This window comes from Phenylobacterium sp. SCN 70-31, from assembly GCF_001724605.1.
GTDB lineage: Bacteria > Pseudomonadota > Alphaproteobacteria > Caulobacterales > Caulobacteraceae > Phenylobacterium.
This window is the reverse complement of the sequence record NZ_MEEX01000014.1, coordinates 50,583-64,407: the sequence shown is the minus strand read 5'-3', so window position 1 is coordinate 64,407 and position 13,825 is coordinate 50,583. Positions and strand designations below refer to the sequence as shown.

Genomic DNA, 13,825 nt, shown 5'->3' with positions numbered 1-13,825 from the left:
CGGGCCGAGCGCTCCCGCGTCAGGTGCGACCAGCGCCGAGGCTAGCTCAGCGCCCCGGCCCAGACAATACGCCGGCGTATTGTTTGAGCCAAGGCTGCGCCTGCCCCGGGCCGGCCACCGCAGTCCCGCGGGACGGACGTCGCTAGTCTTCGGCCGAAGGCAGCTTCCTGGAGGGGGCCCGCCGCGGGGCGCGCGCACGCGGCGGCGGCGCCTTGGCCGCCTTCGCGGTCTCGGCCGCCTTCGCGGCCTTGGGCGCCTTCGCCGTCTCGGGCGGCGCCGGCTTGCGCGCGCCGGCCTTCGGCGCGGCTTGCCCCACCGGTTCGTCGATCAGCAACTCCAGCAGCCGGTCGAGCCGGCCGCGCTGCGCGCGCCTGGCCTCCTCGCGGAAGATGTTCCGCTCGCCGACCGCGAAGCCGAACAGCAGCGCGCCCCGGGCCTCGGCCTCGTCCGCCTCGAGACCGCACTCCCGGAAGAGCTGCGCCAGGTACGAGATCCGCTCCCGGTCGCATTCCGTGAGCACCGCGCGCACCCGCGGGTCGCGGCGGGCCCAGGCGCGGATCGCCACCTCCATCCTCGCCAGAGGATTGCCCGGCGACATGTCGATGGCGATCTTCGACAGGAGGTGCAGCTTCTCGGCGGGACTGTCCCCCTTTGTCTCCACATAGCGGATGATGTTGCGGGTGGAGTTGTCGCGCCAGTACTCGATCACGGCCTCCAGAAGATCCTCGCGATCCTTGAAGTGCCAGTAGAAGCTGCCCTTGCTGACCTTCAGCGCCCGAGCGAGCGGCTCCACCGCCACCGACTCCACGCTCTGGTCGACCAGCACCTCAAGGGCCGCCCGGATCCAATCCTCCCGATCCAGCCGCTTCCGCGACTCAAGTCCAATGTTCATACGGCACCGTATTGACCGAACCAGCCCCGGCGCCTAGGCTGAACCGAAGGCTGAACGGTGCCGCGCGCCGGCTCCTTCAATAGCGAAAATCTCAAGTTCAATCTCCGAGGACCTGGAACCCCCCATTCTCAACCGAATGCCCGCGCCCGACGCGGAAACATACGGGTCCGAATGTTGTGGCTCCCAAGAGCGAATTGCAAAGGCTTGTCGATGCTGCAGAACGTCACCCTCGAAGACAAGTATGAACTCGACGAGGGCCGCGTCTTCGTGTCCGGCACCCAGGCCCTCACCCGCCTGTTGCTGAGCCAGAAGCGCGCGGACGCGGCCGCCGGCCTGAAGACGGCGGGGTTCATCTCCGGGTACCGGGGGTCGCCGCTCGGCGGGTTCGACATGGCCCTGTGGCGCGCGCGCAAGCAGCTGAAGGCCCATGACATCGTCTTCCAGCCCGGGGTGAACGAGGAGCTCGCCGCCACGGCGGTGTACGGCTCCCAGCAGCTCGAGTTCTTCCAGGGGCCCAAGTACGACGGCGTCTTTGGCGCCTGGTACGGCAAGGGCCCGGGGGTCGATCGGGCGGGCGATGCGCTGAAGCATGGCAACCTCGCCGGCGCCTCTCGCCACGGCGGCGTCCTGGTTTTCGCGGGCGACGATCACGGCGCCAAGTCCTCCACTACCGCCCACCAGTCCGAGCAGGCGCTGGCCGCCGCCCTGATCCCGGTCCTCTATCCCGCCAACGTCGAGGAGTTCCTGGCGTTCGGCGCGTTCGGCTTTGCGCTGTCCCGCTTTACCGGGCTTTGGGCCGGCTTCAAGTGCGTGAACGACACCGCCGACGCCACCATGAGCGCCCGGCTGGAGACGGTGCCGCGCAACTTCCGCATCCCCAACGACGTGGTCATCCCGCCCGAGGGCCTGAACATCCTGGTGGGCGAGTCTCAGCTTGGCATGGAACGCCGCACCGTCGACTTCCGGCTGCCGGCGGCGCAGGCCTTCGCCCGAACCAATGGCTTCAACAGGGTGATCTTCGACGCCCCCGCCGGTGGCCTGGCCATCATCACGGCGGGCAAGGCCTATCTCGACGTCCGCGAGGCCCTGGCCGCAGCGCAGATCGACGAGACACGGGCCCGGAAGCTGGGCATCCGCCTGCTCAAGCTGGGCCTCACCTGGCCGCTGGACGGCGAGACGGTTCGCGCCGTCGCTGACGGCTGCCGCGAGGTCCTCGTGGTCGAGGAGAAGCGCGCGTTCATCGAGACGCAGGTCAAGGACGCGCTCTTCCACCTCCGGGCAGACCGCCGACCGACGGTCTCGGGCAAGACCACGCCCGAGGGCGCCCCGCTCCTGCCGGGCTTCGGGGAGCTCTCCCCCGGATCGATCCTCGCCGCCATCGCCGATCGCCTGGAAGCCCACGACCTGCTCGACGACCCGGCCCGCGCCCAGATCGCCGAGGCGAGGTCGCGCCGCGCCGGGGTGGTGGCCGCGCCGCTGACCGAGCACGCCCGGGCGCCCTTCTTCTGTTCCGGCTGCCCCCACAACACCTCGACCGTGGTGCCGGAGGGCAGCGTCGGCCTGTCAGGGATCGGCTGCCACGTGATGGCGGCGCTGATGCCCCACCGCAAGCATGCCTGGCCGGTGCAGATGGGCGGCGAAGGCGCCAACTGGATCGGGGCCGCCCCATTCACGGAGACCCCGCACGTCTTCCAGAACCTGGGCGATGGGACCTATTTCCACTCGGGCGTGCTGGCCATCCGCGCCGCGATCGCCGCCGGCGTGAACATCACCTACAAGCTGCTCTACAACGACGCGGTGGCGATGACCGGCGGCCAGCCGGTGGAAGGCACGCTCACCACCCTGCAGATCGCCCACGAGCTGAAGGCCGAAGGCGCGGCCAGGGTGCTGATCGTGGCCGACGATCTCGGCCGCTATGACGAGGTCAAGGCGCAGCTGGGCGATGTGGCCCTGTACGGCCGCGAGCGGCTCGACGGCATCCAGAAGGAGCTGCGCGAGGTCCCCGGCGTGACGGTGATCATCTACGACCAGGTCTGCGCCGCCGAGAAGCGCCGCCGACGCAAGCGCGGCGAGTTCCCGGATCCGCCGCAGCGGGTCTTCATCAACGACCTGGTGTGCGAGGGCTGCGGCGACTGCGGAGTGAAATCGAACTGCGTCAGCGTGCAGCCGCTGGAAACCGAGTTCGGCCGCAAGCGCCGCATCGACCAGTCCTCCTGCAACAAGGACTTCAGCTGCGTGAACGGGTTCTGCCCCTCGTTCGTGACCGTCGAGGGCGGCAAGCCGCGGGCGCGCGCGCCGGTCTCCGGCGGGGTCGCCGTGCCGGCCCTGCCCGAACCCGTCGAAGCGACCGGCGCCAAGTCGATCCTGATCACCGGCATCGGCGGCACCGGGGTGATCACCGTGGGCGCCGTGCTCGGCATGGCCGCCCACCTGGAGGGCAAGGGCTGTTCGATCGTCGACATGACTGGGCTGTCGCAGAAAAACGGGGCCGTGCTCAGCCATCTGAAGATCGCGCCGAGCGTGGATACGGTCTACGCCGCCCGGGTCGACACCGCCTCCGCCGACGTGCTGTTGGCCTGTGACATGATCACAGCCGGCGGCGGTGAAGCCGCGCAGATGCTGCGTCCCGGCGTGACCGCAGGCATCGTGAACAGCAACGTCACGCCGACCGCAGCCTTCACCGTCCAGCGCACGATCAACTTCAACGAGGCGCAGACCGCGCGGAAGCTGCAGGACGTCCTCGATCCCGCAGGAACCGCCTTCGTCCCCGCCACGGCGCTGGCCGAACGGCTGATGGGCGACTCCATCGCCGCCAACATGATGATCGTGGGCGCCGCCTGCCAACTGGGCCTCCTGCCCTTGAGCCGCGCTTCGATCGAGGAGGCGGTGCGGCTCAATGGGGTGTCGGTGGAGCAGAACCTGCTGGCGTTCGCCCTGGGTCGCTGGGCGGCGATCGACCCGCAGGCGGTGGCGGCGCTCGCCGCCCCTGCGCCGGGCGCTGCGGCCAGCGGCTCCCTGGCGCTCTCCGGCGGCCTGGACCAGTTGATCGCCCGGCGCGTCGAATTCCTGGTCGGCTACCAGAACCAGGCCTACGCCGAGAGCTACCGAACCTTCGTCGAGGCCGTCCGCAAGGCCGAACAGGCCGTCTCCCCGGACAGCGAGGCCCTCACCGGCGCCGTAGCGCGCAACCTCTTCAAGCTGATGGCCTACAAGGACGAGTACGAGGTCGCGCGGCTCTACACCAACGGCGAGTTCGCCGAGAAGCTGAAGGCGCAGTTCGAGGGTGACCTGAAACTCACCTTCCACCTCTCGCCGCCGATGATCGCGCCGAAGGACCCGGACAACGGTCGGCCCCGGAAGATGACCTTCGGCCCGTGGATGCTCACCGGCTTCAAGGTCCTGGCCGCCCTGAAAGGGCTGCGCGGCACGCCGCTCGATCCGTTCGGCCGCACAGCCGAGCGCCGGATGGAGCGGCAGCTGATCCGCACCTATCGCGCCGACATGGAACGGGCCCTGGAAGTGCTGGACGCCGGCAACATCGCCATCGTGGTGAAGCTGGCCGAGCTGCCTGCTGAGATCTACGGATTCGGTTACATCAAGGACGCCCGGGTGGCGGAAGCGGAACGGCTGCGCGCCGACCTGCTGGCGAACCTCACCTCGCCCCACACCATCGCCGCCGAGTAGGCCAGGCGTTCGCACCCGATCTGGGCGTTCGCCCCCGATCGGGTCTCCCAGTGCAGCGGGCTTGCCGATCCAGGGCTTCCGGATGGAAGCCCTGGGGAGGGCGAAGCCGGCAGTGCCCTGCCACGACGAAGGGGCTCGGACCCAGCCCCGGCCGCCCCGCGTAGCCAAAGGGCGGTGAATCTCGAACTGCTGCTGCAGGAACTGGATTTCACCTTCCCGTCGGGGATGCTGCACTGGCTCCTGGGCGAGCTCGCCATCGAGGACCTCGATGTGGCGGTTTGCTACGGCTACGCCCTGGCGCTGCGGGGCGCGGCGACGGACGCCTGCTCTGAACGCTGAAAGACCACCTCCTGCGCTTCCAGTCCGAGATGTCGCCCCGCCCGCCGCAGCTTCCGGCGACGCCCTAAGTCCCGGAGTTGCGACAGAAGCCTCCCCCTCTCGGTGTTGGCGGGGCGCGATGTCGGCAGCTTGGGGGGCGGGAACGTTACGGGCTGGAGGCGGGAGCTCGCAGCGGTGACCGCGCGGGTTGGCCGTCCGCCTTCGCCCGGAATAAGTCCGGACCCTCGTGCGCCCGCGACGCCGGCGGCGTCCGCGACGCTGACGCGGAAAGACCCCGGGCGTGAGCCCGGGGCCAGGTCAGCTCCTTATCGGGGAGAAGGTGGAGCCGAAGTCGGTACGCTAGAAGCGCGTCGAGAGCTCCACGCCCACTTGTCGGGTGCGCTGGGTGGCGCGGAAGCGGACGCCGGTGACGCTCGGTGCGTCGGTGCCGTAGTCGCTGTAGAGCTCGTCGGTCAGGTTCTTGCCGAAGATCGCCAGGGTCCAGCGCTTGTCCGGGGTCGAGAGCGCCACCCGGGCGTCGAGGATCCCGAAGGCCTTCTGGACCTGCATCGGGTCGTTGGAGAGCCCGAGGTTGGACTTCGTGCGGTAGTTGTAGTTGGCCTGGCTGGTGAGCACGTAGGGGCCGAGGTCGGCCGTGTGGGTCACGCCCAGCGCGGCTGACCACTTCGCGTTCACCGGCGCGGGCTTGCCCGTCAGGTCCTGCCGGCACACGGTGCCGGCCGGCGTGGCCAGTCGCTGCTCCACGTAGCAGGCGGCGTCCTCGTACTTCTCCCAATAGGAGTCGCTGTAGGCCAGGGCGCCGTTGATCCGCAGCGACGAGATCGGCCGCCAGCTGAAGTCGGTCTCGAAGCCCTGGGCGCGCTGCTCTGCGGCGTTGCCCACCACATAGGCCGTGCGGCCGTCGAAGACGCTGACCTGCAGGTCCTCGATGTCCATCCGATAGATGGTCGCTCCGAAGAACAGCCGCCCGTCGAAGAGCGTGCCGCGGTAGCCGGCTTCGTAGGACGTCGCCTTCTCCGGCAGGAACTTCAGCGCGTTGCGGTCGGCGCCGGCATAGACCCAGTCGAAGCCGCCGGCCTTCGCCCCGCGGACGACCTTGGCGTAGAACATGCCGTTGCCGACGTCGTACTGCAGGCCGATTTCCGGCATGAAGTGCGACTCCGACATCTCAAGGTCGCGGAAGATGTGCGGCACGCCATAGACCCGCGAGTAGATGGACGGCACGCCCGGCGCCGGCGACTGCTCGATGCTGGGATCCGGGATCGTCGTGTTGATCCGGACCGAGTAGGAGCCCTGTTCGGCGTCCTTCTCCACGTGCATGTACCGCGCCGCCACGTTGAGCTTCAGGGCGTCAGTGATCCGGTAGTTGGTGTCGAAGAACACCGAGTAGTTCTTCGTGCGCTGGTCGAGGTAGCTCAGCCGCGAGATGGGCGGCAGCGGCGCGCCGAACGGGGCCGGTTGAGCGGCCAAGTTCAGCTTGTTGAGGGCGGACGGATTGAGGTCGTCCTGCTGGAAGTATGCGCCGACGATGTAGTTGAAGCGCTGGTCGCCAGCCGAGGTCAGCCGGATCTCCTGGCTGAACTGATTGTAGTGCTCGTGGTGGTCATAGTCGAAGATCGGCAGAGGGCTCATGTCGCCCTCGGTGTCCTGGGAGAAGCCGTACCAGGTGTAGGCGGTGACCGAGGTGATGGTGCCCAGGCCCATCTCGTAGTTCACCGTGGCCTGGACGGCCTGGTTGTTCATCCGGGAGGTGTCCTCGGTCTTGCCGTTCTGCGGCGGACCGTTGCCGAAATAGCGGACCCGGTCGAACCGGAACTCGGTCACAGAGCCGTTGCCGATGTTGGCGGTGGCCTGGTTGGAGCCGCCGAGACCGAGGAGCGAATAGGAGTCGTACTTCAGCTCAACGGTCAGGTCGTCGGTGGCGTCGAACTCCGCGATGATGCGGCCCGCCCGGTCGCGCCGGCGCGGATCGTGAGTGACGCCGGTGGGCCGGATGGTCTTCAGCCAGCCCTTGTTGAGGTCGGCGTAGTAGCCCGCGGCGCGGATCCGGAAGCGTTCGCTGATCGGGATGGTGACCCCGCCCTGCAGCACAGTCTCCTGGTGCTGGGTCTCGTAGCTGACCGTCAGGTCGCCCTCGAAGACGTCGCCCGGCTTGCGGCTGACCACGCTGATGGCGCCGGCGATGGCGCTGTTGCCGTAGAGCGCCACCTGCGGGCCGCGCAGGACTTCAACGCGCTCCAGGTCGTAGTACGGGATCCGCGATTGCTGGCCGCGGCCGGCGTAGACGCCGTCCACGAAGCTCGCCACCGACTGCTCGAAGGACGGGTTGCCGCCTGAGCCGACGCCGCGGATGAAGGTGTAGGTGTTGACGCCCGCCGTCGTCTGCTTGAACGCAGGAACGCGCATGGCCAGGTCCACCTGGTTGACGATCTTTTCGTCGCGCAGGGCCTCGCCGCTCACGGCCGCCACCGACACGGGCACGTCCTGCAGGGTCTCCACCCGCTTGCGGGCGGTGACCACCAGTTCCTCGAGCGCCACGCTGTCGCCGCCGGCGCCGGCCGCGGCGACCGTCTGCGCCGTCGCCCCAGTCCCCAAGCTCGCCATCAGGGTGGCGCAGAGCGCCGCGCTCGAAAGATGGGCTTGCCGTCGGAATCTCATGAGTCCCCCCTGGAGGTTGTCTTGCGGCTTATGCCGGCTCTGCGTGGTTGAGGCGGAATACAACATACGCCGTCGTATTTTGCAATCTCGCCGTTGGCTGTCGTAAGTCTGCGTTTTCAGACCATACTTATGCGTATGTTTTAGAACGCCTTTGACGGCTTAAGGCTGGCCACCGCCCCCCTGCCGGAACGCCCGGACGAGGCGGTCCGCGCCCCGGGCGAGGAGCTGCACATCCGCGCCAACGGCCACGAAGCGGCAGCCCTGGGCGACAAGGCCGCGCGCGACGCCCTCGTCGACGGACAGGGCGCCCACCGGCTTCTCGAGCGCTCGGATGCGGGCGATGGCGTCCTCGACGGCGGCGACCACCTCCGGATGGTTCGCCTGCCCCAGCCGACCAAGGTCCGCGGCCAGGTCGGCGGCGCCGATGAACACCCCATCCACGCCAGGGGTGGCGGCGATCGCCTCCAGGTTCTCGAGGCCCCGGCGGGACTCGATCTGCACCAGCAGACAGACCTCCGCGTCCGCCCGCTGGAGGTAGCCGCCGATCCGCCCCCAGCGGGAGGCTCGGGCGAGCCCGGCGCCGACGCCGCGGGTCCCGCCGGGCGGGTAGCGCATGGCGCGCACCAGCCGCGCGGCCTGATCGCCGCTCTCGACCATCGGCACGAGCAGGGTCTGCGCGCCGATGTCGAGGAGCTGCTTGATGACGTCCGGATCGCTTGAGCGGGGGCGCACCACGGGATGGGCGTCATAGGCCGCCAGCGCCTGCAGCTGCCCGAGGATGCTCCGCAGGTCGTTGGGCGCATGCTCAATATCCAGCAGCATCCAGTCGAAGCCGGCCCCGGCGCAGACCTCCGCAGCCAGGGCGTCTCCAAGCACGGACCACAGGCCCACCTGCAACTCGCCGGCCAGCAGCCTCGCCTTGAACCGGTTGGTGAGACGATCGTCCATGGTCAGAGGAAGCGGCAGGAGACCGAGCCCAGCGGGCCGTACTCGACGTGGAAGGTGTCGCCGACGCCGATCGGCACCGCGCGGGTGAACGAGCCGGCGAGGACCACCTCGCCAGCCTCCAGGCGGCCGCCGAACCGGGCCACCTTGTTGGCCAGCCACACGATGCCGTTGGCCGGGTGGTTCATCACCGCCGCAGCGACCCCCGACTCCTCGATCTCGCCGTTGCGGAACATGAGGGCGGAGATCCAGCGGAGGTCCAGGTCGTCCGGACGCTTGGGCTGCCCGCCAAGCACCACCGCGCCATTGGCCGCATTGTCGGCGATGGTGTCGAACACCTTGCGGGTGGCGCCGGTCTCGGGATCGACGCGCTGCATGCGCGCATCGATGATCTCCAGGGCGGGCGTCACATAGGATGTGGCGTCGAGCACGTCGAACAGGGTGCAGTTGGGGCCCTGCAGAGGCTTCTTCAGGTGGAAGGCCAGCTCCACCTCCAGCCGGGGCTCGATGAAGCGCGACAGCGGAATCTGGGCGCCGCTCTCCAGCATCATGTCGTCGAACAGCACGCCGTGGTCCGGCTCGTCGATGCGGGCCAGCTGCTGCATCGCCTTGGACGTCAGCCCGATCTTGTGCCCCCGGACCTCGCGGCCGGCGGCGAGCTTCAGGGCCACCCACGCCTCCTGGACGGCATAGGCCTGGGCGAAGGTGACGTCCGGATACTCGAGGGACAGCTGCCGGATGGGTCGGCCCGTCTTCTCAGCGTCGTCGAGCCGTCGTGCGACTTCGGCGATCTGGGCCTGGTCCATTCGCTCAGTTCCTTCCTGGACGCGGGACTTTGGCGGCCCGCCCGTCGCCCCGCCGCCGCAGGCTTGACCATACAGTTCTGTTTGGATTAGGGGAGCGTCACCGGGCTGTCAACCAGCGACCTAGAAGGCCGCGATCGGGCGCACGCCAACGCCGCCATCGCTGTACAGGACTTGCCCGGTCATGGCCCTGGAGTCGCGACGGCTCGCCAGAAGAACATACAGTCCGGCATGGTCTTCGGGCTCCTGCGCCAGGCGCAGGGGGTTGGTGGGAGCGATACGCGCCGCAGACGCCTCGCGGTCCGCGCCCAGCGAGCGCTGCGCCTGCCCCAGGCTCTCGGTCCCGCGCAGCTGGGTGAGCGTGCCGCCCGGTCCCACGCCATTGACGCGGATGTCCGGCGCGAACTCCATCGCCAGGCGCCGGATGACGCCCAGCACCGCGTGCTTCGACGACACGTACAGGACCCCGCCCCCGCCGGCCTCCTGACTGGCCACCGACGCCGTGTACACCAAGCTGCCGCGACTCTCCGCCAGGGCCTCCCGGGCGGCCAGCGCCAGCAGCAGGTAGCCGCGGACATTGATCGCAAAGAGTTCGTCCATGGCCGACACGAGGCTCTCGGGCGTGTACTTGGCCAGCGGACGGTGGAAGTCGAACACCCCGGCGTTGCCGACGGCGGCGTCGAGACGCCCGTAGGCTGTGCGGGCGGCGGTCACGGCCGCCTCATGGGTGGCCCATTCGCGCACGTCGCCGACCACCACCCGGAGCCGGTCGCCGTGCGCCGCCGACAGGGCTTCGAGCCCGGCGGCGTCGCGGTCCACCGCCACCACGCCGCGGGCGCCCTCGGCGATGTAGCGGTCGACCACGGCCCGGCCGATGCCGGCTGACGCGCCGGTGACGATCGCCACCTGATCGGTCAGCCAGCCGGTCACAGGAACACGTTGAGGTTCTTGGCCAACAGCACGGCCTGGGTGATGTGGATCTCGCGCCGGGCCAGGCGGAGCGCGCCCGCGTCGTCCCGACGCAGCAGGTCCGTCCGCCGCCCCGCAATCCAGGTCTCCTCCGCCTCGTTCCGCCCGCGGCAGTTCACGAAGGTGGAATAGACCCGGTACTCGCGCGCGTTGTCGGTGAGCTCGACCTCCACATTGTTGATGATGTGGCAGGCCCGGGTGGGCGGATCCTCCGCCCAGGCGGTGGCGTGCATGAAGCGCGTCACCCGCCGGCGCAGGTTGAGCAGGTCGTCGTCGTAGAACGCCATGCGTTCGATGAGCGGACCGCTCGAGGTGTCATTGCGGAAGCGGGCCTGCACGCCAGGCATCCAGTAGTGGATGTCCTCGGTCATCAGCCCCAGCCACTCCTCGTAGCGCTCTTGGTCGAGCAGCCGGGCTTCCCGGTACAGGAACTGCTCGACCTCGAAGACCAGGTCGCGGTCGGGAAGCGGCGGAAACTGGGGCGGCCGGGGATCGCGGATGGCGTCCGCCGGGTTCTGGGCTTGCGCTTGGCTCATGTCAGCGGCCCTCCGGGAGGTTCGACCAGGTTTCGGCGCACAGCAGGTCCAGCCAGCGGCCGTAGAAGGCCCGCTGGTTGGAATCGTTGAATTTCCGCTGGTGCACGTTGCCGGGGAGTTCCTCGTGCTCCACCTGGCTGTGCAGGCCTAGACTGTAGTGGAGCTTCTGCCGGCGGGCGACCACACCGGCGGCCGTGCGGGTCGCGGCCTCCCAGTTCTCGCCGTCGTCCATTTCGAGCGTGCCCGAAGGCGAGAAGGTCCGCATGACGCCCTTGCGGTACTTCTCCTTGATCGAGTCCGGCGCGTTCTTGTTGACCAGCACCCAGGTGTGCAGCTCGGTCCGATGCGGGCCGCGCGGGTTCCAGGTGCGCACAGTGTTCAGGCCGGCGAGGAACGAGAAGTTCGGGAACAGCGTCGCCGACCCCATGGCGCCCACCATGCGCGAGCGGAGCTTGCCCAGTCGTTCGGCCATGATGGCCTCGCGCTCGCGGATGTACTGGACCACCTCGGGCTCGCCGAGGGTCATGGCGTTGCCGACCATATCGAAGCCGAACTGCATACCGTGGCCGTTGACGTTGGCCTGGTAGACGCTGTCCTGCTTGGCCTTGCCCACGCCCATGCCGAGCATCGCCACGGCGCCGGAGTTGTGGGTCCACTGGGCGTGCAGCGAGTCGCCCACGAAGTTCTCGGCCGGGACCTTCCAGTTGCAGTCGATCCACGACTTGATGTTGCCGGTCAGGAATTCCGTGCCGCCCTCGTCATTGTCGAGCAGCACGTCGAGGTACCAGCGGTAGTCGCCGAGGAACTCGTCAAGGGTCGGGGCCTCGGGATCGAAGGTGGCGAACAGCAGGCCCTTGTAGCCGGCCACCCGCGCCTGGATCAGGCCCAGCTCCGACTTGTCGAAATCCGGGCAGGTCTTCTCGTAGATCTCCTCGGCCGGCATGCCCAGGAAGGCGCCGTCCCGACCGAAGGCCCAACCGTGGTAGTTGCAGGTGAAGCGCCGGGCGTTGCCGGCTTCTGCGAAGCAGACCCGGTTGCCGCGGTGCGGACAGGCGTTCAGCAGCACCTTCACCTGGCCGTCGTTGGCGCGGGAGACGATCACCCCGTCCTCGCCGATGGTGGTGGTGAGGAAGTCGCCGGGATTGGGGATCTGGCTTTCATGGGCCACGAAGATCCAGCACCGGGCGAAGATCCGCTCGAGCTCGAGCCGGTAGATCGCCTCGTCCCAGAAGATCCGGGGCGAAATCCGCCCGCGGCCAACGTCGACCATCTCGCGCAGCGCCTGGGCCGATGGACGGGCCCACTCCTCCTGCTGAACCTGCACGGTCATCCTGACACCTCTTGGTCCGTCCGCGCGCCGCGGAGATCGACGAAGACCACGCCATCGACGACCTGCACCGGGAAGGTGCGGATCGGATCGGTGGCCGGGAAACACATCGGCCGGCCGTCGCGGATGTCGAAACGGCCGTCATGCACCGGGCAGCAGAGCTCGTGCCCCTCCACCCAGCCCTCACTGAGCGACGCCTTCGCATGACTGCAACCGTCCTGGGTCGCGAAGCAGGCCCCGCCGACCCGAACCACCGCGATCGGTTCCACGCCGGGCGGCCGCACCCGACGCACCTCGCCTTCCGGCACCTCGTCAAGCGCCAGCAGCCGCGTCATCCCCGCGGCCTCCGCGCTCTCGGCAGACAACTCCGTCACCACCAAAGCCCCACAAAACTCACCATACAGTTCTGTACGGTTTAGGGAGGCCGCCCGGGTCTGTCAATCAGCGCCGGCGATCAGATCACGGCCTTGGCGCGCAGAGCCGCGATCCGGCCGGCGTCGTAGCCCAGCCAGCTCTGCAGGATCTCGTCGCTGTGCTCGCCGGGAAGCGGGGTCGGGCTGCGGGGCGCCACGGGGGTGTCCGAGAGCCGGGTGACCGGCCCCTGCATCGGCAGCACGGCCCCGCCCCCCTGGTCGATCTCGACGATGAAGCCGCGATGGCGAAGTTGGGGGTTCTCCACCACATCGGCGACCGTGGCGATCCGGGCGCTGGGCACGCCGGCCCGTCCCAGGATCTCCTCCACCTCGCTCGCCGAATGCTGGGCCGTCCAGGCCTGCACGACGGCTTCCGTCGCCGCGAGATTGGCGACCCGCGCGGAATTGGTGGCGAAGCGTGGATCCTCCAGCAGCTCGAGGCGGCCCGCAGCCTTTAGGAAGCGCTCGAACATGTCGTCGCCCCCGCAGAGGATCAGAACCCAGCCGCCGTCGCCGCACTCGAAGGCGTTGCTGGGCGCCACGGTGCGTCCGCGCGCCCCGTTCCGGGTGGCGGTGACCCCGTTCAGGATCTGGTTGGGGATGGCGGTCATGAGCAGCGAGGCGCCGCTTTCCAGCAGCGAGATGTCCACCACCTGTCCGCGGCCCGTGCGCTCGCGAGCCTGAAGGGCGGCCAGGATGCCGACCGTCGAATAGAGGCCCGCCACATGGTCGCAGACGAAGACACCCATCAGCACCGGGGGCCCGTCCGCTGGTCCTGTGAGGTCCATCAGCCCGCTCATTGCCTGGGCCGCGGAGTCGAAGCAGGGGCGCGACGCGTAGGGCCCGTCCTGGCCGAAGCCGCTGATCCGGGCCATCACCAGCCGGGGATTGATGGCGCTGAGCGCCTCCCACCCGCAGTCCATCTTCTCCATGGTGCCGGGGACGAAGTTCTCCACCAATACGTCGGCCTCGGCGACGAGCGCCTTGAGCACCGCCTGCCCCTCAGGGTTGCGCAGATCCAGCGAGAGGCCGCGCTTGCTGCGGTTCATGACGTGGAAGTTGAGGCTCGTACCGCCCAGGTCCGGCGGGTAGTGGCGCAGACTGTCGCCAGCGCCGCTCTCCACCTTGATCACTTCGGCGCCCATGTCGCCGAGGATCATCGCGCAGTAGGGTCCGGCGACGAACCGCGCCAGGTCGAGGACCTTCAGCCCGGCGAGGGGTCCCTCGCCCGGCTTCTCCTTGCAGGTTCCAGCCATGCC

At 68.9% G+C, this 13,825-nt stretch carries 11 protein-coding genes; 2 read left to right on the top strand and 9 right to left on the bottom strand.

The window, feature by feature from the left end; all coding sequences use genetic code 11:
* Positions 1–142: 142 nt before the first annotated feature.
* Complete coding sequence (locus ABS78_RS12465; protein ID WP_293379414.1) at positions 143–892, bottom strand: TetR/AcrR family transcriptional regulator; 750 nt, start codon at positions 890–892, stop codon at positions 143–145.
* 171 nt (positions 893–1,063) lie between these two features.
* On the opposite strand from ABS78_RS12465, the gene ABS78_RS12460 reads away from it, so the two are divergent.
* Both ABS78_RS12460 and ABS78_RS12455 read left to right on the top strand, forming a co-directional pair.
* Positions 1,064–4,576, top strand: a complete 3,513-nt coding sequence (locus tag ABS78_RS12460) for an indolepyruvate ferredoxin oxidoreductase family protein (protein WP_293379411.1) — start codon at positions 1,064–1,066, stop codon at positions 4,574–4,576.
* 174 nt (positions 4,577–4,750) lie between these two features.
* Positions 4,751–4,915 carry a hypothetical protein gene (locus ABS78_RS12455; protein ID WP_293379408.1) on the top strand — a complete coding sequence of 55 codons (165 nt, stop codon included), beginning with the start codon at positions 4,751–4,753 and terminating at the stop codon, positions 4,913–4,915.
* Between the two features lie 339 nt (positions 4,916–5,254).
* Here the strand turns inward: ABS78_RS12455 and ABS78_RS12450 are convergent, their stop codons facing one another.
* The 8 genes from ABS78_RS12450 to ABS78_RS12415 form a co-directional block, all read right to left on the bottom strand.
* Positions 5,255–7,573: a TonB-dependent receptor gene (locus tag ABS78_RS12450; protein ID WP_293379369.1), complete on the bottom strand. Its 2,319-nt coding sequence runs from the start codon at positions 7,571–7,573 to the stop codon at positions 5,255–5,257.
* Positions 7,574–7,732: 159 nt separating this feature from the next.
* Positions 7,733–8,521, bottom strand: a complete 789-nt coding sequence (locus ABS78_RS12445; protein ID WP_293379366.1) for an aldolase/citrate lyase family protein — start codon at positions 8,519–8,521, stop codon at positions 7,733–7,735.
* Between the two features lie 2 nt (positions 8,522–8,523).
* A complete protein-coding gene (gene hpaH, locus ABS78_RS12440; RefSeq protein WP_293379363.1) occupies positions 8,524–9,324 on the bottom strand; it encodes a 2-oxo-hept-4-ene-1,7-dioate hydratase in 801 nt (266 codons plus the stop codon).
* A 120-nt stretch (positions 9,325–9,444) separates the two neighbouring features.
* Positions 9,445–10,251 (bottom strand): SDR family NAD(P)-dependent oxidoreductase, encoded by an 807-nt coding sequence (locus ABS78_RS12435; RefSeq protein WP_293379360.1) that lies wholly within the window; start codon positions 10,249–10,251, stop codon positions 9,445–9,447.
* Positions 10,248–10,826 carry a 3-phenylpropionate/cinnamic acid dioxygenase subunit beta gene (locus ABS78_RS12430; RefSeq protein ID WP_293379357.1) on the bottom strand — a complete coding sequence of 193 codons (579 nt, stop codon included), beginning with the start codon at positions 10,824–10,826 and terminating at the stop codon, positions 10,248–10,250. The genes ABS78_RS12435 and ABS78_RS12430 overlap by 4 nt, the downstream gene beginning before the upstream one ends.
* Before the next feature lies 1 nt (position 10,827).
* Positions 10,828–12,156 carry an SRPBCC family protein gene (locus ABS78_RS12425; protein WP_293379354.1) on the bottom strand — a complete coding sequence of 443 codons (1,329 nt, stop codon included), beginning with the start codon at positions 12,154–12,156 and terminating at the stop codon, positions 10,828–10,830.
* Positions 12,153–12,488 carry a non-heme iron oxygenase ferredoxin subunit gene (locus tag ABS78_RS12420; protein ID WP_293379352.1) on the bottom strand — a complete coding sequence of 112 codons (336 nt, stop codon included), beginning with the start codon at positions 12,486–12,488 and terminating at the stop codon, positions 12,153–12,155. The genes ABS78_RS12425 and ABS78_RS12420 overlap by 4 nt, the downstream gene beginning before the upstream one ends.
* A gap of 119 nt (positions 12,489–12,607) precedes the next feature.
* A complete protein-coding gene (locus ABS78_RS12415) occupies positions 12,608–13,822 on the bottom strand; it encodes a CoA transferase (RefSeq protein WP_293379349.1) in 1,215 nt (404 codons plus the stop codon).
* Between the last annotated feature and the right edge of the window lie 3 nt (positions 13,823–13,825).